Here is a 20,378-nt window from a genome sequence, read left to right as displayed (position 1 = left end):
CCGTTCGTCCGGTCACCAGCGCCTTGGCGGAGCCTCTCGATGTACTTGCCTGGACCTGTACGGACAACCCCTTTTGTCGGCGCAAAGGGATTTAAAAGTCTTTTTGTCATCTCTCCTGCGGTATCCTGCCCCGGCTTTGTACAAGCGAGGATCTACCAGATCTACCAACAGACTTTGCGAGGAGCGCGATATGCACGAGATTCCTAATCTCCCCTTCCCAAGCCTGCACGACACTGAGCAGACGACCACGCTACAAGCCGCAGGGCAATCCGAGGCCCGGCAACCAGAGCCCAAGCAAGACGCTGAACGCCGTCAGGCCGACAGCGAAGACTGAACGCAACACCAGACCGTGTGGAAAGCGCTAAGATGCGCTTCCCACACTGCCTGAACCCCGAGCCCGCCATGACCGATGACACGTCCCCTTTCAGCGATGCCCAGGCCAACGTATTGATCGGCGCTGCCGAGAAAATGGTCGACATCTGGACGCGTCTCTCTCCCGAAAAGCAGGCCGCCCTGCTGGCCCGTTTCGGCACTGAAGAAAATGCCATCGCTGCCCTGATCACTACCCAGTTGCTGGCCGCGCAAAACGACAACTAAATGGCCATTCGGCAAATAGTTTTACTTTCACGCGTCTTATTACTCCGTCCGCCGTTATCATAAGCAGCCTATCTATTTCGCTGTTCCGTGGACCCTTTCCCCATGTCAGATTCCCAGCGCCCCCTGACGGTCACGCTGCAAGTCGTTTCCATCGTCCTGTTCACCTTCATTGGTTATTTGAATATCGGCATCCCCCTGGCCGTGCTGCCCGGCTTCGTCCATGGTGAGCTGGGCTTCGGCGCCGTCATCGCGGGGCTGGTGATCAGCGTCCAGTACCTGGCCACTCTCCTCAGTCGTCCTTACGCGGGGCGGATCATCGATAACCTGGGTAGCAAACGCGCGGTTATCTTCGGCCTTGCCGGGTGCGGACTCAGTGGTGTGTTCATGCTCATCTCTGCCTGGACCCATGAGCTGCCGACCCTGAGCCTGATCAGCCTGCTCATTGGACGGCTGGTACTGGGCAGTGCCGAAAGCCTGGTGGGTTCGGGTTCGATTGGCTGGGGCATCGGCCGGGTCGGCGCCGCCAATACCGCCAAGGTGATTTCCTGGAACGGCATCGCCAGCTATGGCGCGCTGGCGATTGGCGCCCCCCTGGGGGTGTGGCTGGTCAAGGCCCTGGGGCTGTGGAGCATGGGCGTCAGCATCATGCTGCTGGCCGTGCTGGGGGTAGCGCTGGCCTGGCCGAAAACCGCCGCACCGATCGTCGCCGGCGAACGGCTGCCGTTCATGCATGTGCTGGGGCGCGTCCTTCCCCATGGCAGCGGCCTGGCCCTGGGCTCCATTGGTTTTGGCACCATCGCCACGTTCATCACGTTGTATTACGCGACGCAACACTGGGATAACGCGGTGTTGTGCCTGAGCCTGTTCGGCGCCTGCTTTATCGGGGCGCGCTTGCTGTTCGGCAATCTGATCAACCGCCTGGGCGGTTTCCGCGTGGCAATTGCCTGCTTGTCGGTGGAGACCCTGGGTCTGCTGCTGTTATGGCTGGCACCGGATGCCCACTGGGCACTGGCAGGCGCGGCATTGAGCGGTTTCGGTTTTTCCCTGGTATTCCCGGCCCTGGGGGTGGAAGCGGTCAACCTGGTGCCAGCCTCCAGTCGCGGCGCAGCGGTGGGTGCCTATTCGCTGTTCATCGATCTATCGCTGGGGATCACCGGACCGTTGGCCGGCGCGATTGCCGCGGGTTTTGGCTTTGCCTCGATCTTCCTGTTCGCCGCCCTGGCGGCCCTGGGCGGATTGGCCTTGAGTCTCTACTTGTACCGGCAGGCGCCGAGATACCGTGAGGAACGGGAAAGAACCTAGAAATCCACCTTGCCACGCCCGGCCTTGATCGAGCCACGTTTGCTCTTTGAGTCCAGGCGACGGGTTTTGGAACCCAGGGTTGGTTTGGTCGGACGGCGCTTCTTCTCGACCTTGATGGCTCCCAGGATCAGCGCAGTCAGACGCTCCAGCGCGTCGGCCCGGTTCTGTTCCTGCGTGCGGTACTGCTGGGCCTTTATGATCAACACGCCATCGCTGGTGATGCGGCTGTCACGCAGCGCCAGCAAACGTTCCTTGTAGAATTCAGGCAGGGACGAGGCCGGAATGTCGAAACGCAAGTGCACGGCGCTGGACACTTTGTTGACGTTCTGCCCCCCGGCGCCCTGGGCGCGGATGGCCGTCAGCTCGATCTCGGCGTCGGGGATGTGCACGTTGTTGGAAATCGCCAGCATAAGAAGTGTCCGCAAACAGGATCCACAGAATACCGCGAATCCCCCGGACAACACCTCACCCCTGTGGGGTGGTGTATGCAGTTCCACTGAACACCAACGATCAAATGTGGGAGCGAGCCTGCTCGCGATTGCAGTGTGCCAGTCCCCATGGCGTTACTGACCCGACGCCATCGCGAGCAGGCTCGCTCCCACAGGGTCATGCGTATATCTGGAAATAACAAACCCGGCACTTGGCCGGGTTTGTCGTTCATCAGCGAGGCTTACTTGGCAACCGCCGCCACGGGCATCCCATGCCGGGCGCTGCGCTTGTTCTTGATCACGTAGCAGACCCACATGAACACCACCCAGACCGGGATCGCGTACACCGATACCTGGATGCCCGGGATCAGCAGCATCACACCCAGGATGAAGACCACGAACGCGAGGCAGATGTAGTTGCCGTAGGGATACCACAGTGCCTTGAACAGCGGCGCCCGACGGGCCTGGTTCATGTGCTGGCGGAACTTGAAGTGCGAATAGCTGATCATCGCCCAGTTGATCACCAACGTCGCCACCACCAGAGACATCAGCAGCTCCAACGCATGCTGCGGGATCAGGTAGTTCAGCAGCACAGCCACCAGCGTGACCGCCGCCGAGGCGAGGATCGAAAGCACCGGCACGCCACGCTTGTCGATCTTCGCCAGGGCCCGTGGGGCATCGCCCTGCTCGGCCATGCCCAACAGCATCCGGCTGTTGCAGTAGGTGCCGCTGTTGTACACCGACAGCGCAGCGGTCAGTACCACGAAGTTGAGGATGTGCGCCGCGGTGTTGCTGCCCAGCATCGAGAACACCTGCACGAACGGACTGCCGCTATAGGCGTCACCGGCGGCATTGAGCGTGGTCAGCAGGCTGTCCCAGGGAGTCAGGGACAACAGCACCACCAGGGCACCGATGTAGAAGATCAGGATCCGGTAGATCACTTGGTTGATGGCTTTCGGAATCACGGTTTTCGGTTTGTCGGCCTCAGCCGCGGTGAAGCCGAGCATTTCCAGGCCACCGAACGAGAACATGATGATTGCCATCGCCATTACCAGCCCGCTCACGCCGTTCGGGAAGAATCCGCCGTGGGTCCACAGGTTGGTCAGCGAGGCTTGCGGCCCGCCATGACCGCTCACCAGCAGGTAGCTGCCCAAGGCGATCATGCCCACGATCGCCACGACCTTGATGATCGCGAACCAGAACTCGGCCTCGCCAAAGATTTTGACGTTGGCCAGGTTGATGGCGTTGATCAGGATGAAGAACGCTGCCGCCGAGGCCCAGGTCGGGATATCCGGCGCCCAGTAGTGGATGTACTTGCCCACCGCAGTCAGCTCGGACATGCCCACCAGGATGTAGAGGATCCAGCAGTTCCAGCCCGACAGGAAACCAGCGAAACCACCCCAGTATTTATGGGCAAAGTGGCTGAAGGAGCCGGCGACCGGCTCCTCGACGATCATCTCGCCCAGCTGGCGCATGATCATGAAGGCGATGAAGCCGCAAATGGCATAGCCAAGGATCATCGACGGACCGGCGGACTTCAGGACCCCGGCAGAGCCAAGGAAAAGACCGGTGCCGATTGCGCCGCCGAGGGCGATCAACTGGATGTGGCGATTTTTCAGGCCGCGTTTCAGCTCGCCTGAATGCGTATTTTCTACAACGGTCATGCGTCACCTATTTGTTTTTATCTGTGACGAAATCGAACCCGACACGCTCGTGGCGTGGCGGAGTGAACAAGGCGGATAACCTTGAAAGTGCGTGGGTACGCGAAGGGTCACAGTAAAACGCGGCGCATTGTACACCGCCATTCTGCTGCTACCAGACACCGCCGGATCAGCGTCGCCCCCTGCTTTTCAGGTCTGGCGGGCATCTGACCCTTCCTGACAGTTTGAAACAAGCGCTGCCAAGTGTCGGAAAACCGCTCAAGCCGGCTGATTCGGCAGCTTTTTCTTACACTCTTTCCAGACACCAAAACCCACCGCCTCGACAGGTCGAAATCGTCAGGATTTTTTTACAAGCCGTAACGCAGACTTGCCATGTACGAATTTTCTGAAAGCCGCCTGCAAATTGACGGTAGCTAGCTACCTAATGAAAAAATGCCCTAGACGGCTGTTTTTGAATGAGTAATTCCCCCTCTATAAAATGGAATAAAAAGTTCATACGCAAAAAATAAAAATTTTATTTTGCATTCCAAAAAACCCTCGACTAGGTTTTAGCGACTTGCCCAAGCATCCTGCCGGCAAGCCTTGCGAGGCCGTTTTCACTCACCGAAGCGCCCGCAACTTTCCGTAAAAGTCATCTAGGAGATTCACTATGCAAGCACTGGACAAAGACTTGGAAACCGAACTGCAACTGGACGAATGGTTTGAAGCGCCAACCCATGAAGCCGCCGTTGAAATGATGCAAGCCGACGCCGTCGTTCCGTTCGGCACGGCGATGTGGCCTCTGTAGGCATAATCCGGCGGAGGCGGTCCGGCCGGTCGACTCCGCCACTATTGCCCGTTGTCAGGGACGCAGATTCATTTGTCAGGGAAGAATAAGCATGGACACACAACGAGCCATCTCACATTTCCTTTACTACCTCGAACATCACCCCGCCCTGGCCGGTATCCAGCCCGCCAAGGTGCTGCTCGGCCACACCGCTGACTACGAAGCCCTGACCGGCGCCATTGCCGAACAGGCCGACAGCGGCTCGCCCTTCCGGTTCAGCGCCATGCGCCTGGACCTCGAACCCACGGAACGCCTGTCCCGGGCCATTGCCGACAGCGATCTGTACATTTTCTTCTATGATTCTTCCACCCTGCCCAACCCACGTCCCGACGGCCCGGACTTTGTCCGCGCGCTGCAAGGCGTGATGGCGGAAAACTGGAAGAAGTCGCTGCTGTTCAAAGACTACGGCGATTATTTCTACGACACCTTCAGTGTCATTCCCCAACGTATCGCAGGGCTCAACAGCCATCTGATCCGACGCATCTCCCAGGCCACCACATTGAGCTTCCAGGACGATCACGGCTCGTATTTCGACACGCCCCTGAGCAGTGTGAAGAAGTGGACCGACATCAATGGCGTCGGCAACTACGACCTGGCGCCGGGTGAGATCGCAACCCACAGCGACACGATCAATGGTCGCGTGAATTTCGTTGGCACGTTTCTCAGCACGATCCCGTTCGCTCGCAAATATGGCGTGCTGCAAGCGCCGCTGGAATTGTGGATCGAGGACTCCACCATCCAGAAAATCGCCACCGATGTGCCGGGCCTGGAACACGACTTCAACAAATATCTGGACGCCAACCCGTCCAATCGACGCATCGAGGAGCTGGGCATTGGCACCAACGAAGGGGTCAAGAGCCTCTATGCCCGCAACGCCGGTTTCGAAGAGCGCCATTGCGGCCTGCACCTGGGATTGGGTGGCGGAGCCAAGGGCAGTCACCACCTGGACCTGATTTTCGAAAGTGGTGTGCTGGCGCTGGACAATGAGCCGATGTTCGATGGGCGGTTTGTGCTTTAGGCCAGGATTGGCGGTGGGGCTACTGGCGCCTCGCGAGCAGGCTCGCTCCCACAGGGGACGGTGTTGAACACAGGTCATCCATTCACCGAAGATCCTTTGTGGGAGCGAGCCTGCTCGCGATGGCGGACTCATCTGCACTGCATCACTAAAGCCGGACAAAAAAAAACGCCAACCCAACGGTTGGCGCTTCTTCTTGCCGCTTGCCGCTAGCCACTCACAGCGGCCTCACTCCGGCTTACGTCGCCCAAATCCTGGACGCTGGCCCGATCCGGCCGGCGCGCCACGGCGCTTGCCCGACGGCGCGTCGCGATCTACCAGGGAAATGCCGGGGCGCTTCTTCGACGCTGGCTTGGCCGGACGCTTGACGTCAGCCGGGCGCTCGGCCACTGGCGTGCCACGCCCTTCACCGCGTTCAGTCCGACCATTGGCCGGACGTGGCGTACGTGGGCCGCGTTCGCCGTCCTGGCGAGGCGCAGGCTTGCGGGCCGGGCGTTCGCCTTCAAGCTGCGGCTCGCGAGGTGCACGTGGACCGGCCGCCGGGCCATCGACCGCAGGACGCAACGTACGCACACGCTCGGTCTTGCCCATTGGGCGCGAGGACTTGCGCTGCATCCGCTCCAGCTTGTCCTTGCTCTTGGCCGTCATCTGCGGCATGGCCACAGGCTTGAGGCCCACTTCGGCTGCCAGGATATCGACTTCCTGCTGGCTCATTTCGCGCCAGCGGCCCATCGGCAGGTCGGAGTTGAGGAACACCGGACCGAAACGCACGCGCTTCAGACGGCTGACCACCAGCCCCTGGGATTCCCACAACCGCCGCACTTCACGGTTACGGCCTTCCATCACCACGCAGTGGTACCAATGGTTGAAGCCTTCGCCACCCGGCGCCTGCTTGATGTCGGTGAAACGCGCCGGGCCGTCTTCCAGCACGACGCCGGCCTTCAAGCGCTCGATCATCTCATCGTCGACTTCACCGCGTACGCGCACGGCGTATTCACGGTCCATCTCGTAGGAGGGATGCATCAGGCGGTTGGCCAGCTCACCGTCGGTGGTGAACATCAACAGGCCGGTGGTGTTGATGTCCAGGCGACCGATGTTGATCCAGCGGCCTTCCTTGGGACGCGGCATCTTGTCGAACACGGTTGGGCGGCCTTCCGGGTCGTCACGGGTGCAGATTTCGCCGTCGGGCTTGTTGTACATGATCACGCGGCGCACCGTTTCGGCGGCCTCTTCGCGCTTGATCACCTTGCCATCGATGGTGATGGCATCGTGCAGGTCGACGCGCAGGCCCAGGGTGGCCTCTTTGCCGTTGACCTTGATGCGGCCCTGGGTGATCCAGGCTTCCACGTCGCGGCGCGAACCGACGCCGATGCGAGCGAGGACTTTTTGCAGCTTCTCGCCGGCTGGGCCGATTTCCTGGGTGTCGTTCTGGTCTTGGTCTTTCATGCTGGGCACCTCCCGGTGTGGTCTGAAAACAGGATTTGGCGAAGGGCTCGCCAAGGGGTCGCGAATCATACGCCCGTTGAGGCGTTTGCGCATCAGAGACTAGCTGAACGCCCGGGATTCAGTGTTTTTTTCCGCCGACTGGTGATTCGCCACCTCTCTTGTGGGAGCGGGCTTGCTCGCGAAAGCGGTGTATCAGTCGACATCCATTTTGGATGTCAGTGCGCATTCGCGAGCAAGCCCGCTCCCACAGGGGGCTGCGTGCCAATACAGGAGTGATCAATCGTCGAACTGACGCCGCTCGTTCTCGATCGCTTCGGCCAGGGCGCGGGCTTCGGCTTCTTCTTCGCTCAGTTCGGGCTCGGGCTCGCGTGGTTCGAGGGCGGCGACGGCGGCCAGCAGCTTTTCCCGGGCCTCGGCCACGCCGAGGATGTCATCCTCGGGTTCAGGTTCGGGTGCGGGCTCAGGCAATGCCTGCGCCTCGCCTTCAACTTCCGGACCGTCCCGCAGCAAGTCGTCGAAATCGGTCTTGAGACCTTCCTCCATGGTGTCCAGCTCCAGCAGCAGCGAGTGGAAGCTGGTTTCCTCCTTGGGCTCCTCCGGCTCGACGCTGGCATCGGCCAGATCCTGCAAGCCCTGGGGCACGGGGGCGTCGTCGAATTCGAGCATCGGCTCGGGCTCCAACTCCCGCAGCTCGGCCAGCGGCGGCAATTCGTCGAGGTTCTTCAAGTTGAAATGGTCGAGAAAGGCCTTGGTGGTGGCGAACATCGCCGGTTTGCCCGGCACGTCGCGATAACCCACCACCCGGATCCACTCGCGCTCCAGCAACGTCTTGACGATATTGCTGTTCACGGCCACACCCCGCACGTCCTCGATTTCGCCCCGGGTGATCGGCTGGCGATAGGCAATCAATGCCATGGTTTCGAGCATGGCACGGGAGTAGCGCTGCGGTCGCTCCTCCCACAGGCGACCGACCCAGGGCGCAAACTTTTCGCGGATCTGCAGGCGGTAACCGGAGGCCACTTCCTTGAGTTCGAAAGCCCGGCCTTCGCAGGATTTGCCCAGCAGCGCCAGGGCTTTCTTGAACACGGCCGGCTCGGGCCGCTCGCCTTCTTCGAAGAGTTCGAACAGGCGCTCCATCGATTGCGGCTTTCCCGAGGCCAACAGGAAAGCTTCAAGCAAGGGTGCCAGCTCGCGGGGTTCAGTCAGATTCATTGATTTGCTCGTTATTCGGCTCGGGCCCGCACGTGAATCACGGCGAACGGCTCATTTTGCACCAGCTCTACCAGGGATTCCTTGACCAATTCCAGGATCGCCATAAACGTCACCACCACTCCAAGGCGTCCTTCCTCGGCGGTGAACAGCTCGACGAAGGGCACGAAACCGCCGCCCTTGAGCCTGTCCAGCACCTCGCTCATGCGTTCTCGGGTGGACAACGCCTCACGGCTGACCTGGTGACTTTCGAACATATCGCCCCGGCGCAGCACCTCGGCCATGGACATCAGCAACTCCTCCAGACTCACGTCCGGCAATAACTTGCGGGCGCGGGCCTCGGGGGCATCGAGCTTGGGCACCACCACGTCGCGCCCGACCCGACTCAAGCCGTCGATGCCTTCGGCAGCGGCCTTGTAGCGCTCGTACTCCTGCAAGCGTCGGATCAGGTCGGCGCGGGGATCGTCCTCCTCTTCCTCGACCTCGGCCGAGCGCGGCAACAGCATCCGCGACTTGATCTCGGCCAGCATGGCCGCCATCACCAGGTATTCGGCCGCCAGCTCCAGGCGCACCGACTGCATCAACTCGACGTAGCCCATGTATTGGCGAGTGATCTCCGCCACCGGGATGTCGAGAATATTGATGTTCTGTTTGCGGATCAGGTACAGCAGCAGGTCGAGCGGCCCCTCGAAGGCTTCGAGGAACACTTCCAGAGCGTCCGGCGGAATGTAGAGGTCCAGGGGCATTTCCATGACCGCCTGGCCGTAGACCATGGCGAACGGCAGCTCCTGCTGAGCACCGGCCTGGCTGTCTGCAGGGTCCACCGCGGCTTCCACAGCGGTCATTCAGGCCTCGACCATGAACGGGGTCGGATCGCCGCAGCCGACGCGCACCACCTGCGGCTCGCCATCGGCGAGGTTGATCACGGTGGACGCTTTCATGCCGCCAAAACCGCCATCGATGATCAGGTCGACCTGATGTTCGAGCAACTGGCGAATCTCATAGGGATCGGTCATCGGCTCGATCTCGCCAGGCATGATCAGGCTCACGCTCATCAGCGGCTCGCCCAACTCCGCCAACAGCGCCAGGGAGATAGGGTGGCTGGGTACCCGCAGGCCGATGGTGCGTTTTTTCGGATGCAGCAACAGCCGTGGCACTTCACGGGTGGCGTTGAGAATGAAGGTATAGGGACCTGGCAGATGGGCCTTGAGCAAGCGGAAGGTGCCCGTGTCGATCTTGGCGAACAGCCCCAGTTGCGACAGATCGCTGCAGATCAGCGCGAAGTTGTGCTTGTCGTCCAGTTGACGCAGGCGTCTTACCCGCTCCACCGCGTTTTTGTCGCCGATCTGGCAGCCAATGGCGTAGGAAGAATCGGTGGGATAAACCACCACGCCACCGCCACGAATGATTTCCACAGCCTGTTTGATCAGGCGCGCTTGCGGGTTTTCCGGATGAATCTGGAAAAATTGACTCACGTGTTCTACCTGTTCAGACGGCGGCGGTAACGGGATCATGTTTGAATCTACACCAAAGCGGTGGCAGATCTTCGGGCAGCGGGCGGTACTCACCTATCTCGGACCAGCCTCCCGGGCCATGGAAATCACTGCCGGCGCTCACCAACAGCCCGAATTCCCGGGCCAGGATCGCCAGGCTACCGACCTGCTCGGCCGGTTGGTGACCGTTGACCACCTCGATGGCATGGCCCCCTGCTTGAATATAGTCGGCTATCAGACGACGACGTTTGCTGCGCGTGAAATCATAATGCCAGGGATGCGCCAGACTGACCCAGGCGCCGGCAGCCCGCAAGGTTCCGACAGTGTCCTCCAGCGTCGGCCAATGCTGCTTGACGTCTCCCAACTTGCCAGCCCCCAGCCATTTGCGGAACGCTTCGGCGCGATCCCGAACGAAACCGGCGCGCACCATCCAATCGGCAAAATGCGGTCGGGCCGGTGCGTTGCCGCTGTCACCCAACTCCTGCTGGATCTGCCGCGCCCCGTCCAAGGCGCCGGGCATGCCCTTGAGGGCGAGCTTGCGACTGATCTCTTCCGCCCGCAGCCAGCGCCCGTCGCGCAGTGCGGCAATGGCCTGGACCAGCGGCGGTGCATCGACATCGAAGCCGTAGCCCAGCACATGAATGGTCGCCCCGCCCCAAGTGCAGGACAACTCGACACCGTTGACCAACTGCATGCCCAGCGCCGTCGCCGCGCCACGGGCCTCGTCGAGGCCTTCGAGGGTGTCGTGATCGGTCAGGGCCAGGACTCGCACGCCGTGCTCGAACGCCCGCGCCACCAGAACCGCAGGCGCCAGGGCGCCATCGGAGGCCGTGCTATGGCAGTGCAAATCAACATTCACAGGGGGTCGCTACCTCAAATCAGCTGGCCCTATCGCGGCCAAGGATGTTTGTTATTATGCCGCCACATCCTGCTTCTGGCTGCCATTGTGAAACAATTCATCGACTTCATCCCGCTTCTGCTGTTTTTCATCGTCTACAAACTTGACCCACGCCCCCTCGATATTGCCGGTCATTCCTTGACCATAGGTGGTATCTACAGTGCCACGGCCGTGCTGATCATCAGTTCCCTGGTGGTCTACGGCGCCCTGTTCGTGTCCCAGCGCAAGCTGGAAAAAAGCCAGTGGCTGACCCTCATTGCCTGCCTCGTGTTCGGCAGCCTGACCCTGGCCTTCCACAGCGAAACCTTCCTGAAATGGAAAGCTCCGGTGGTCAACTGGCTGTTCGCCCTGGCTTTCATCGGTAGCCACTTCATCGGCGATCGCCTGTTGATCAAGCGCATCATGGGCCACGCGATAAGCCTGCCGGAGCTGATCTGGACCCGGCTGAACATCGCCTGGGTCGTTTTTTTCCTGTTCAGCGGTGCCGCCAACCTGTTCGTTGCGTTCACGTTCCAGGACTACTGGGTCGACTTCAAGGTGTTCGGCAGCCTGGGCATGACGCTGTTGTTCCTGATTGGTCAGGGCGTCTACCTGTCCCGTCATCTGCACGACGCCGATTCCACTACGCCAAAAACCGAGGACTGACATGCTCTACGCAATCATTGCCACCGATGTCGCCAACTCCCTGGAAAAACGCCTGGCCGCTCGCCCCGAGCATCTTGCGCGCCTGCAACAACTCAAGGCCGAAGGGCGGGTGGTACTGGCCGGTCCGCACCCGGCGGTCGATAGCAACGACCCGGGCGCCGCTGGCTTTAGCGGCAGCCTGATCGTGGCCGAGTTCCCGTCTTTGGCCGATGCCCAGGCTTGGGCCGAAGCCGATCCGTTCGTGACCGCCGGCGTCTATGCCAACGTCGTGGTCAAGCCGTTCAAGCAAGTCCTGCCGTAACCCGACACGCAATGGGCCTTCAGGGCTCATTGCGCTCAATTGCTCCCAATTGCTCATTGTTCTCGTTTGCCTGCCGACAACCTGTCTAATCTGTCTAATCTCGACTGGAATTCAGGAGTGACAATGCGCAAAGGTCCGTTGTGCCTGTTATGGGTCATGTTGGCGGTCGGGTCACCCGCCCATGGCGAAGAAAGCACCGAGGGCAGCCACTCGACGCCGTTGTCGCTGAGCGCAGGCAGCCAGATCACCGAACTGCAGCAACGCTTGAAAGAAAGCGAACGCCTGCGCGAAGAACTGACACAGCAATTACAGAACGCCAACAGCGAGCGCGAGAGCGCCTTGTTGGGCCGGTTGCGTCAGGAGAACCAGCGCTTGAAGCTGCAACTCAAGGAAGCCCAGGCCAGCCCCCTGCCGCGTCTGTTGACCGATCAACAGCAATGGTTCGTCATTGGTGCCGGGGTAGCGCTATTGGCCCTACTCTGCGGTATCTTTGCCAGCGGTGGACGTAGACAACGTCGGCAATGGCTAAATTGAGTGATTCATGAGCGAGCTGTTACTGATTGATGATGACCAGGAGCTGTGCGAGCTCCTCGGCAGCTGGTTGGGCCAGGAAGGTTTCCTGGTCCGGGCTTGCCACGATGGCCAAAGCGCCCGCAAGGCCCTGGCTGAAACGGCTCCGGCGGCGGTAGTGCTGGATGTGATGTTGCCCGACGGCAGCGGCCTGGAATTGCTCAAGCAGTTGCGCAGCGATCACCCGGAACTGCCGGTGCTGATGCTCTCGGCCCGTGGCGAACCGCTGGACCGCATCCTCGGCCTGGAACTGGGTGCCGACGATTACCTGGCCAAGCCCTGCGACCCACGGGAACTGACCGCCCGCCTGCGCGCCGTGTTGCGGCGCAGTCACCCCACGGCGGTGTCCAGCCAGATCGAACTGGGTGACCTGACGTTCAGCCCGGTACGAGGCGTGGTTTGCATCGACGAACAGGAACAAACCCTCACCGTTTCCGAAAGCCGTCTGCTGGAAGCGCTGCTCAAGCAACCGGGCGAACCGCTGGACAAACAGGAACTGGCGCAGCTCGCCCTGGGCCGCAAGCTGACCCTGTACGACCGTAGCCTGGACATGCACGTCAGCAACCTGCGCAAGAAAATCGGCCCCCACCCCGACGGCCGCCCGCGCATCGTGGCCCTGCGCAGCCGCGGTTACTACTACAGCCTCTGAACCGTTGCTCCCCCTGTGGCAAGACTGAACTGTGGGAGCAAAGCTTGCTCGCGATGCAAGCGCCTCGGTTTCCTGGGAGATCGCGTTATCTTCATCGCGGGCAAGCCTTGCTCCCACAGAGCCGGGTGCTTGGCATCTAGATTTGTAAGCCTTGCGCCAAAACCTCTTTACCCAAGCTTTACCCACCCCTGACCGCTGCTGACCTTGATCCTCGTAATCTGCACACATCCGGAACTGACCGGGAACGAGACAAGGAGATACACCATGCGCAAGACCCTCATCGCTCTGATGTTCGCTGCCGCCCTGCCCACGGTCGCCATGGCCATGCCTGAAGGCCCCGGCCCGATGGGCCCGATGGACGGCCCACGCCACGGCCAGATGCACGACAGAGGTCCGTACAGCCAACTGGACCTGACCCACGAGCAGCGCCAGCAGATCCGCCGGATCATGGGCGAACAGCGCCACGAGCGGCAGGAGTTGGTAGAGAAGTACCTGGCAAAACTGTCGCCGGCCGACCAGAAGGCCATGGAGGATGAAATGAAAGCCCGGCATGAAAAAGTCGATGCCCAGATCCGGGGCCTGCTCAAGCCTGAACAGCAAAAGGAATTCGACGCGATCCAGAAGAAACAGGCCGAACGTCGCGCCGAATGGGCCGAGTTCAAAGCATGGAAGGCGCAACAGCCGCAAAAAGCGCAATAATGCGCTGATGCGTCCCAGCCCAACGGTCGATGGCCGTTGGGCTTTCTTGTTTGCGAGGATTTACCGTGCGTTCATTGTTCTGGCGCATCCTGGCCAGTTTCTGGCTAGCGATTACCCTGGTTGCAGGGCTTTCGATTCTCATGGGCCACATGCTCAACCAGGACGCCTGGATCCTGAGCCGTCATCCGGGCCTCAACACCCTGGCCGAAGAATGGACGCAAACCTACGAAAGCCAGGGCGAAGACGCCGCCCAAGGCATCCTGCAACAACGCAAGCGTCAGTACCACATCGACGTTCAGGTCCTCAACGAAAGCGGCGACCCCGTGGTGCGGGGCACCTTTCCACATCGCGCCGCGGCCTTCGAGGCACGTCAGAACAACGATGATCGGCGCCTGCCCTGGCGGCGGCTGACCGATGAGTTCACCAGCGCCAAGACCGGCGACACCTACCTGTTCATCTACCGCATTCCCCATCCCGAACTGGATGCCTGGCACCGCGACAGCCTGCTCTGGCCCCTCAGCGCCCTGGGCATCGCATTGGTGGTGTTGACCTTGTTCAGTCTGCTGGTGACCTTCTCCATCACCCGCCCGCTGAACCGCCTGCGCGGTGCCGTGCACGATTTGGGACAAACCACCTATCAGCAGAACAGCCTCGCCAAGCTGGCCAACCGTCGAGACGAGTTCGGCGTACTGGCAACCGATTTCAACCGCATGGGCGCGCGCCTGCAAAGCCTGATCGGCAGTCAGCGCCAGTTGCTGCGGGACGTGTCCCACGAACTGCGCTCGCCCCTGGCCCGGCTGCGCATCGCCCTGGCGTTGGCGGAACGGGCCGGTCCTCGGGAGCGGGAAAACCTATGGCCACGCCTGACCCGCGAATGCGACCGCCTGGAAGCGTTGATCAGCGAAATCCTGGTACTGGCCCGGGTGGATGCCGACAACGCCAGCGCCGAAGAGGTGGACCTCAACGGTTTGTTGACCGGCCTGCAAAAAGATGCACAACTGACTTCACCGGAACAAAGCGTGCAACTGCATGCCGAGCCGAACCTGACCCTCAAGGGCTGGCCAACCATGATCGAACGGGCGGTGGACAACCTGCTGCGCAACGCCCAGCGCTTCAACCCGCCGGGGCAACCGATCGAGATGCGCGCGGTGCGCCAAGGGGAGCGGATCCTGATCAGCGTGCGTGACCATGGCCCTGGGGTGGAAGCCGAACACCTGGGGCAATTGGGCGAGCCGTTCTATCGCGCGCCGGGCCAGACCGCCGCCGGCCATGGCCTGGGCCTTGCCATCGCCCGCCGCGCCGCCGAACGCCATGGCGGCACGCTGGTGTTGGCCAATCATCCTGGCGGCGGGTTCATCCCGAGCCTGGAATTGCCGCTGGTGCCGGGCGCGGTCGTACAGCTGTGACGCGGCAAATCGAAGGTCATCAACGAAGCCCTCGGCTCACCAGCATTCGCTCGCGCACCAGGTCATAGACCCAGTGGTAGCCATAGGTGTACGGCAGGAAAAACAACAGCACTCCAATATCCAGCACAAATGCTTGCCATAGGCTGATCTTCAGCCACCACGCCACCAACGGCACCGCGACCGCCACCAGCCCTCCTTCAAACAGCAGCGCATGGACAACCCGTACCCAGGCGTTGCGCACGATCCCGAAGCGTTTGAGCAAACGGTCGAACGCACTGTTGAACAACACGTTCCACACCAGCGCCAGCACCGCAATTGCCACCGTTGCCACTCCCATGTCGAACAGCGGTTTATCCATGACCCAAGCCAGCAACGGGGTGCAAATGAAGATTGCCAACAGTTCAAAGCCAATGGCCTGGAGGACACGCTCGAATACGGTTTTCTGGACGTTCATCTCATCACCCCTGCAAAAGAAGATGTGGTGATCATCCTGCGCCGGAGCGATACTTCAAAACCATTAACCATCGATCAAGGCGATACTTGGAATGATTTCTCATGAGGTATTGACGGCGTTTGTACAGGCCGCCGCCCAAGGTTCGTTCTCGGCCGCCGCACGCAAGCTGGGCAAAAGCCAGTCGACCATCAGTGCCGCGGTCGCCAGCCTTGAAGACGAGCTGAACCTGGTCCTCTTCGACCGCAGCAGCCGTAAACCGACCCTGACCCCGGCAGGGCACGTGGTGTTGCAACGCGCCGAGGACATCCTTGCGGCCAGTCACCGTCTGGAAATGGCCGCCAGCCAGTTGTCCGAAGGCGTCGAAGCGAAATTCACCGTGGCGATCTCCGATACCTATCAATCCGATCGCTTCGAAGCGGTACTCGGCGCGTTCGAGCAACGCTATCCGGACCTGGAGCTCGAATGCCTGATCGCCGAATGCGACGATTTGATTGCGTTGGTACAACAGGGCCGGGCCCATCTCGGGCTGGCCGAAACACAGGCGGGGTATCCGCCGGATCTCACCAGCGCGACGGTGGATGAGCGCACGGAAATCGCCTTGTTCGTTTCAAGGCAACACCCACTGGCCAAACTGGAAGCGGTAGACGAACTGGCGTTGCAACGTCATCGCCAGTTGCGCCTGGCAACCATCATCAACCCTTACGAAACTCGAGCCCAGGGTCGGGTCTGGTCCGCTCCCAGTTACCTGATGCTGCTGGAAATGGCGCTGGGGGGCTTTGGTTGGACCCCGTTGCCACGTTGGCTGGCGGCACGTTTCGGCACCGGAAAATTGCAGGAGCTGAACGTACGTGGCTGGCCAAGGCTGGTATCGGTCGACGCGGTCTGGTCGAAACGATACCCACCGGGCCCGGCGGGAAGCTGGTTCCTGGGCAAGATGCTGGAATGAATAAGCACACCCGCTGAACCAAACGATAATTCCTCTTATTCAAACTGCCCCGCCCTGTTAGACTTTGCGCCCTCTTTTTTCCTATCTCCCAGGTCGCCCGATGTCGTCGTTGCCTCTTCGTTTATGCGTACTGTTCATGGCCTTGGGCCTGAGCGCCTGCGACGATGCCCCGCGCTTTACCCAGGCCGAACCGGGTGAAGCCCGGTCCGGTGGCGCCGCGACGGTACGCAAGGCCGACCAGAATGCCTTTTCCCTGCCCTCGGCCAACCTGCCACCTTCGCGGCGCGTGGACTTCAGTGTCGGCAACAGCTTCTTTCGCAGCCCCTGGGTGATCGCACCGTCGACCACCACCGCCCGGGACGGCCTTGGACCGTTGTTCAATACCAATGCCTGCCAGAACTGCCATATCAAGGACGGCCGCGGCCATCCACCGGCCCCGGACGCGACCAGCGCAGTGTCGATGCTGGTACGCCTGTCGATTCCTGATGCGCCGCCCTACGCCAAGGTCATCGAACAACTGGGCGTGGTCCCGGAGCCTGTCTACGGAGGGCAATTGCAGGACATGTCCGTGCCCGGTGTCATCCCGGAAGGCAAGGTGCGGGTCGATTACACGCCTGTCCCGGTGCGCTTCAAGGACGGCACGGTCGTGGAGCTGCGCAAGCCGAGCCTGCAGATCAGCCAGCTGGGTTATGGCCCGATGCACCCCGACACACGTTTTTCCGCCCGCGTCGCTCCACCCATGATCGGCCTGGGTCTGCTGGAGGCCATCCCCGATGCCGCAATCCTGGCGAACGCCGATGCCCAGGCAAAGGAGAAAAACGGCATCGCGGGTCGACCGAACCAGGTCTGGGACGATGTCCAGCAAAAAACCGTCCTGGGTCGTTTCGGCTGGAAGGCCGGTCAGCCCAATCTGAATCAGCAGAACGTCCACGCCTTCTCCGGAGACATGGGCCTGACGACGAGCCTGCGCCCCTTCGACGATTGCACCGAGGCCCAGGTCGATTGCAAACACGCGCCCAACGGCAACGGTCCGGATGGCGAGCCGGAAGTCAGCGACAACATCCTGCGATTGGTGCTGTTCTACAGTCGCAACCTCGCCGTGCCGGCCCGCCGCGAGGTGGACTCGCCCCAGGTGCTGGCTGGCAAGAATCTGTTTTTCCAGGCCGGTTGCCAATCGTGCCACACCCCCAAGTACACCACCTCCGCCAACGCCGCCGAGCCGGAGCTGGCGAGCCAGGTCATCCGTCCTTACACCGACCTGTTGTTGCACGACATGGGTGAAGGCCTGGCCGACAACCGCAGCGAATTCAAGGCCGGTGGCCGTGACTGGCGGACCCCGCCGCTATGGGGCATCGGCCTGACCGAGACCGTCAGCGGCCACACCCAGTTTCTGCACGACGGTCGCGCCCGCAACCTGCTCGAAGCCGTGCTCTGGCATGGCGGCGAAGCGCAAGCAGCGCAGCGTCAGGTCTTGGCGTTCAATGCCGAACAGCGCGCTGCGTTGCTGGCCTTTCTGAATTCCCTTTAAATGCCTTCTCCGAAAAACGGGAGCCCGACATGTTCCGTCCCAAGCTGTTGTTCACCAGCCTCGCCGCCCTCGCCCTCGGTGCCTGCTCGCCACAGGACCCGCAAGCGGTCACCTCGGCCGCCATCGCCAAGCAGGTGATCCTGCCGACCTACAGCCGCTGGGTCGAGGCCGACCGGCAATTGGCAACCAGCGCCCTGGCGTTCTGCCAAGGCAAGGAAAACCTGGAGACCGCCCGCGCCGACTTTCTCAAGGCGCAGAAAGCCTGGGCCGAGCTGCAACCGCTGCTGATCGGGCCGCTGGCCGAGGGCAATCGCGCCTGGCAGGTGCAGTTCTGGCCGGACAAGAAGAACCTGGTGGGCCGCCAGGTCGAACAACTGATCAACAGCGAGCCGCAGATCGACGCTGCCGGCCTGGCCAAGTCCAGCGTCGTGGTCCAGGGCCTGTCGGCTTATGAGTACCTGTTGTTCGACGCGAAAATCGACATGGCCGACAGTGCGCAGAAAGCCAAATACTGCCCGCTGCTGATCGCCATCGGCGAACGCCAGAAACAACTGGCCGAAGAGATCCTGTCGCGCTGGAACACCAATGACGGCATGCTCGCGCAGATGAGCAAGTTCCCGAACCAGCGCTACGCCGACTCCCACGAAGCCATCGCCGATCTGCTGCGGGTCCAGGTCACCGCACTGGACACGCTCAAGAAGAAACTCGGCACCCCGATGGGCCGCCAGAGCAAAGGCGTGCCCCAGCCTTTCCAGGCCGATGCCTGGCGTAGCCAGTCGTCGCTGCAAGGGCTGGAAGCCAGCCTGAGCGCGGCCAGGACGGTCTGGGTGGGTGTGGATAACAAAGGCCTGCGCGGTCTGTTGCCAAGCGAGCAAAAACCCTTGGCCGACAAGATCGACGCCGCCTACGATGCTTCGCTGAAACTGTTCGCCAGCTCCCAGCGTTCGCTGACCGAAATGCTCAACGACGACGCCGGACGCCAGCAGCTCAACGATTTGTATGACAGCCTCAACGTCGTCCACCGCCTGCACGAAGGCGAACTGGCCAAGGCGCTGGGCATTCAACTGGGCTTCAATGCCAACGACGGTGACTGATCATGTTTCGACGTCAGGTCCTGGCGCTGGGCAGCTTGCTGCTCGGTGCCGTCACCCTGGGCGGCTGGACGCTGTTCAAGCAAAAGGACAAGAGTCCGCTGCTGCTTTCGGCCCGAGACGATGGCGAGGGCAAGCATTACGCCGTGGGTTATCGACTGGATGGAACGCAAGTATTCGCCACCCGGGTCGGCCAACGCTGCCATGACATCATCAATCACCCGACACTGCCGATTGCGTTGTTCGTCGCACGCCGTCCTGGCACCGAAAGCTACCTGATCGACCTGCGCGACGGCGCCCTGCTGCAAACCGTCGCCTCGCAACCGAACCGGCATTTCTATGGCCACGCGGTGATCCACAAGAGCGGCGAATGGTTGTATGCCACCGAGAACGACACCTCCGATCCAGGACGTGGCCTGCTCGGGGTCTACCGTTTCGAAGGCGAGCGCCTGGTGCACAGCGGCGAGATTCCCACCCATGGCATCGGCCCTCACCAGGTGTCCTGGCTGCCCGACGGCGAGACCCTGGTGGTGGCGAACGGTGGCATCCGCACCGAAGCCGAAAGCCGGGTCGAGATGAACCTCGATGCCATGGAGCCGAGCCTGGTCCTGATGCAACGCGATGGCACCCTGCTGAGCAAGGAAACCCTCGCGCAATCGATGAACAGCGTGCGGCACATGGGGATCGCCAGTGACGGGACTATCGTGACCGGCCAGCAGTTCATGGGCGATGCCCACGAATCTTCGCAACTGCTGGCGATCAAGCGTCCGGGTCAGCCGTTCCAGGCGTTCCCGGTGGCAGACCACCAGTTGCAGGCCATGGCGCATTACACCGCCAGCGTCGCCGTACACAGCGACCTGCGCCTGGTGGCCTTGACCGCACCGCGGGGCAACCGCTTTTTCATCTGGGACCTGGACAGCGGCGAAGTGCGCCTGGATGCGCCTCTTCCAGACTGCGCCGGCGTGGGTGCGGTGGCCGACGGGTTCGTCGTGACGTCGGGCCAGGGTCGTTGCCGCTATTACGATTGCCGCCAGTCACAACTGGTTGCAAAACCGCTGGATCTGCCGGCAGGGCTCTGGGACAACCATTTGCACCTGGTGTAAACGCAAGAGTGAAACCGTCCGGGGCGATCTCCTTGAATTTCAGGACGAATCCTACGAGGCAACGACCCGACAGCATCTGGAATCCACCGCACACTCGGGGTAAGGTGCCCG

At 61.5% G+C, this 20,378-nt stretch carries 23 protein-coding genes; 15 read left to right on the top strand and 8 right to left on the bottom strand.

Annotated elements, in window-relative coordinates:
* Positions 1-190 precede the first annotated feature (190 nt).
* The 3 genes from EGM97_RS04900 (at position 191) to EGM97_RS04890 (ending at position 1,899) form a co-directional block, all read left to right on the top strand.
* Positions 191-334, top strand: coding sequence for a hypothetical protein (locus EGM97_RS04900; RefSeq protein ID WP_238961156.1), 144 nt, complete (start codon positions 191-193; stop codon positions 332-334).
* A gap of 32 nt (positions 335-366) precedes the next feature.
* Entirely contained in the window at positions 367-597 is a 231-nt protein-coding gene (locus tag EGM97_RS04895; RefSeq protein ID WP_238961155.1) for a hypothetical protein, read from the top strand.
* 102 nt (positions 598-699) lie between these two features.
* Complete coding sequence (locus EGM97_RS04890) at positions 700-1,899, top strand: MFS transporter (RefSeq protein WP_238961154.1); 1,200 nt, start codon at positions 700-702, stop codon at positions 1,897-1,899.
* Here the strand turns inward: EGM97_RS04890 and arfB are convergent.
* Together arfB and EGM97_RS04880 are read right to left on the bottom strand one after the other, a co-directional pair.
* The gene (gene arfB, locus EGM97_RS04885; RefSeq protein WP_053147169.1) at positions 1,896-2,309 is read right to left on the bottom strand and encodes an alternative ribosome rescue aminoacyl-tRNA hydrolase ArfB; all 414 of its coding nucleotides are present in this window, start codon (positions 2,307-2,309) and stop codon (positions 1,896-1,898) included. The two genes, EGM97_RS04890 and arfB, sit on opposite strands and share 4 nt — an antisense overlap.
* 260 nt (positions 2,310-2,569) lie before the next feature.
* Positions 2,570-3,991, bottom strand: coding sequence for an amino acid permease (locus EGM97_RS04880; protein WP_238961153.1), 1,422 nt, complete (start codon positions 3,989-3,991; stop codon positions 2,570-2,572).
* Between the two features lie 646 nt (positions 3,992-4,637).
* On the opposite strand from EGM97_RS04880, the gene EGM97_RS04875 reads away from it, so the two are divergent.
* Together EGM97_RS04875 and EGM97_RS04870 are read left to right on the top strand one after the other, a co-directional pair.
* The gene (locus EGM97_RS04875) at positions 4,638-4,775 is read left to right on the top strand and encodes a hypothetical protein (RefSeq protein WP_003178782.1); all 138 of its coding nucleotides are present in this window, start codon (positions 4,638-4,640) and stop codon (positions 4,773-4,775) included.
* Positions 4,776-4,866: 91 nt separating this feature from the next.
* On the top strand, positions 4,867-5,832 hold the full coding sequence (locus EGM97_RS04870; RefSeq protein ID WP_238961152.1) for a M29 family metallopeptidase: 966 nt from the start codon (positions 4,867-4,869) through the stop codon (positions 5,830-5,832).
* A 225-nt stretch (positions 5,833-6,057) separates the two neighbouring features.
* Here the strand turns inward: EGM97_RS04870 and rluB are convergent, their stop codons facing one another.
* From rluB to EGM97_RS04845, 5 genes are all read right to left on the bottom strand, one after another.
* A complete protein-coding gene (rluB, locus tag EGM97_RS04865; RefSeq protein ID WP_238961151.1) occupies positions 6,058-7,275 on the bottom strand; it encodes a 23S rRNA pseudouridine(2605) synthase RluB in 1,218 nt (405 codons plus the stop codon).
* Between the two features lie 276 nt (positions 7,276-7,551).
* A complete protein-coding gene (gene scpB / locus EGM97_RS04860; protein ID WP_238961150.1) occupies positions 7,552-8,487 on the bottom strand; it encodes an SMC-Scp complex subunit ScpB in 936 nt (311 codons plus the stop codon).
* 11 nt (positions 8,488-8,498) lie between these two features.
* Positions 8,499-9,197: a segregation and condensation protein A gene (locus tag EGM97_RS04855; RefSeq protein WP_238961178.1), complete on the bottom strand. Its 699-nt coding sequence runs from the start codon at positions 9,195-9,197 to the stop codon at positions 8,499-8,501.
* 132 nt (positions 9,198-9,329) lie between these two features.
* Complete coding sequence (locus EGM97_RS04850; RefSeq protein WP_238961149.1) at positions 9,330-9,959, bottom strand: L-threonylcarbamoyladenylate synthase; 630 nt, start codon at positions 9,957-9,959, stop codon at positions 9,330-9,332.
* A 13-nt stretch (positions 9,960-9,972) separates the two neighbouring features.
* Positions 9,973-10,836 (bottom strand): PHP domain-containing protein, encoded by an 864-nt coding sequence (locus EGM97_RS04845; protein ID WP_238961148.1) that lies wholly within the window; start codon positions 10,834-10,836, stop codon positions 9,973-9,975.
* Between the two features lie 87 nt (positions 10,837-10,923).
* On the opposite strand from EGM97_RS04845, the gene EGM97_RS04840 reads away from it, so the two are divergent.
* From EGM97_RS04840 to EGM97_RS04815, 6 genes are all read left to right on the top strand, one after another.
* On the top strand, positions 10,924-11,520 hold the full coding sequence (locus tag EGM97_RS04840) for a septation protein A (protein ID WP_238961147.1): 597 nt from the start codon (positions 10,924-10,926) through the stop codon (positions 11,518-11,520).
* A 1-nt stretch (position 11,521) separates the two neighbouring features.
* Positions 11,522-11,821 (top strand): YciI family protein, encoded by a 300-nt coding sequence (locus EGM97_RS04835; RefSeq protein WP_053147152.1) that lies wholly within the window; start codon positions 11,522-11,524, stop codon positions 11,819-11,821.
* Between the two features lie 123 nt (positions 11,822-11,944).
* The gene (locus EGM97_RS04830; protein WP_238961146.1) at positions 11,945-12,355 is read left to right on the top strand and encodes an SH3 domain-containing protein; all 411 of its coding nucleotides are present in this window, start codon (positions 11,945-11,947) and stop codon (positions 12,353-12,355) included.
* A 7-nt stretch (positions 12,356-12,362) separates the two neighbouring features.
* The gene (locus tag EGM97_RS04825) at positions 12,363-13,040 is read left to right on the top strand and encodes a response regulator transcription factor (RefSeq protein WP_053147148.1); all 678 of its coding nucleotides are present in this window, start codon (positions 12,363-12,365) and stop codon (positions 13,038-13,040) included.
* A gap of 264 nt (positions 13,041-13,304) precedes the next feature.
* Positions 13,305-13,739: a Spy/CpxP family protein refolding chaperone gene (locus EGM97_RS04820; RefSeq protein WP_238961145.1), complete on the top strand. Its 435-nt coding sequence runs from the start codon at positions 13,305-13,307 to the stop codon at positions 13,737-13,739.
* A gap of 65 nt (positions 13,740-13,804) precedes the next feature.
* Positions 13,805-15,145 carry a sensor histidine kinase gene (locus tag EGM97_RS04815; RefSeq protein ID WP_238961144.1) on the top strand — a complete coding sequence of 447 codons (1,341 nt, stop codon included), beginning with the start codon at positions 13,805-13,807 and terminating at the stop codon, positions 15,143-15,145.
* A gap of 19 nt (positions 15,146-15,164) precedes the next feature.
* On the opposite strand, the gene EGM97_RS04810 is transcribed toward EGM97_RS04815, so the two are convergent.
* Positions 15,165-15,599, bottom strand: a complete 435-nt coding sequence (locus EGM97_RS04810) for a multidrug/biocide efflux PACE transporter (RefSeq protein WP_238961143.1) — start codon at positions 15,597-15,599, stop codon at positions 15,165-15,167.
* A gap of 91 nt (positions 15,600-15,690) precedes the next feature.
* Between EGM97_RS04810 and EGM97_RS04805 the strand changes: the two genes are divergently transcribed.
* The 4 genes from EGM97_RS04805 (at position 15,691) to EGM97_RS04790 (ending at position 20,267) form a co-directional block, all read left to right on the top strand.
* Positions 15,691-16,545, top strand: a complete 855-nt coding sequence (locus EGM97_RS04805; protein ID WP_238961142.1) for a LysR family transcriptional regulator — start codon at positions 15,691-15,693, stop codon at positions 16,543-16,545.
* Positions 16,546-16,645: 100 nt separating this feature from the next.
* Entirely contained in the window at positions 16,646-18,073 is a 1,428-nt protein-coding gene (locus EGM97_RS04800; RefSeq protein ID WP_238961141.1) for a di-heme oxidoreductase family protein, read from the top strand.
* A gap of 29 nt (positions 18,074-18,102) precedes the next feature.
* Positions 18,103-19,167, top strand: a complete 1,065-nt coding sequence (locus EGM97_RS04795) for an imelysin family protein (RefSeq protein WP_232776330.1) — start codon at positions 18,103-18,105, stop codon at positions 19,165-19,167.
* 2 nt (positions 19,168-19,169) lie between these two features.
* Entirely contained in the window at positions 19,170-20,267 is a 1,098-nt protein-coding gene (locus EGM97_RS04790; RefSeq protein WP_238961140.1) for a DUF1513 domain-containing protein, read from the top strand.
* Positions 20,268-20,378: the final 111 nt, after the last annotated feature.

It is taken from the genome of Pseudomonas sp. AF32, from assembly GCF_022342325.2.
Classification (GTDB): Bacteria; Pseudomonadota; Gammaproteobacteria; order Pseudomonadales; family Pseudomonadaceae; genus Aquipseudomonas; species Aquipseudomonas uvaldensis.
This window is presented reverse-complemented; position numbering and strand designations above follow the sequence as displayed.

Coding starts and splice junctions, on each gene's coding strand:
- EGM97_RS04805 (WP_238961142.1), top strand. CDS start 15,691: ATGATTTCTCATGAGGTATTGACGGCGTTTGTACAGGCCGCCGCCCAA.
- EGM97_RS04800 (WP_238961141.1), top strand. CDS start 16,646: ATGTCGTCGTTGCCTCTTCGTTTATGCGTACTGTTCATGGCCTTGGGC.
- EGM97_RS04895 (WP_238961155.1), top strand. CDS start 367: ATGCGCTTCCCACACTGCCTGAACCCCGAGCCCGCCATGACCGATGAC.
- EGM97_RS04900 (WP_238961156.1), top strand. CDS start 191: ATGCACGAGATTCCTAATCTCCCCTTCCCAAGCCTGCACGACACTGAG.
- EGM97_RS04835 (WP_053147152.1), top strand. CDS start 11,522: ATGCTCTACGCAATCATTGCCACCGATGTCGCCAACTCCCTGGAAAAA.
- EGM97_RS04795 (WP_232776330.1), top strand. CDS start 18,103: ATGTTCCGTCCCAAGCTGTTGTTCACCAGCCTCGCCGCCCTCGCCCTC.
- EGM97_RS04790 (WP_238961140.1), top strand. CDS start 19,170: ATGTTTCGACGTCAGGTCCTGGCGCTGGGCAGCTTGCTGCTCGGTGCC.
- EGM97_RS04825 (WP_053147148.1), top strand. CDS start 12,363: ATGAGCGAGCTGTTACTGATTGATGATGACCAGGAGCTGTGCGAGCTC.
- arfB (WP_053147169.1), bottom strand. CDS start 2,309: ATGCTGGCGATTTCCAACAACGTGCACATCCCCGACGCCGAGATCGAG.
- rluB (WP_238961151.1), bottom strand. CDS start 7,275: ATGAAAGACCAAGACCAGAACGACACCCAGGAAATCGGCCCAGCCGGC.
- EGM97_RS04830 (WP_238961146.1), top strand. CDS start 11,945: ATGCGCAAAGGTCCGTTGTGCCTGTTATGGGTCATGTTGGCGGTCGGG.
- scpB (WP_238961150.1), bottom strand. CDS start 8,487: ATGAATCTGACTGAACCCCGCGAGCTGGCACCCTTGCTTGAAGCTTTC.
- EGM97_RS04880 (WP_238961153.1), bottom strand. CDS start 3,991: ATGACCGTTGTAGAAAATACGCATTCAGGCGAGCTGAAACGCGGCCTG.
- EGM97_RS04870 (WP_238961152.1), top strand. CDS start 4,867: ATGGACACACAACGAGCCATCTCACATTTCCTTTACTACCTCGAACAT.
- EGM97_RS04820 (WP_238961145.1), top strand. CDS start 13,305: ATGCGCAAGACCCTCATCGCTCTGATGTTCGCTGCCGCCCTGCCCACG.
- EGM97_RS04890 (WP_238961154.1), top strand. CDS start 700: ATGTCAGATTCCCAGCGCCCCCTGACGGTCACGCTGCAAGTCGTTTCC.
- EGM97_RS04810 (WP_238961143.1), bottom strand. CDS start 15,599: ATGAACGTCCAGAAAACCGTATTCGAGCGTGTCCTCCAGGCCATTGGC.
- EGM97_RS04875 (WP_003178782.1), top strand. CDS start 4,638: ATGCAAGCACTGGACAAAGACTTGGAAACCGAACTGCAACTGGACGAA.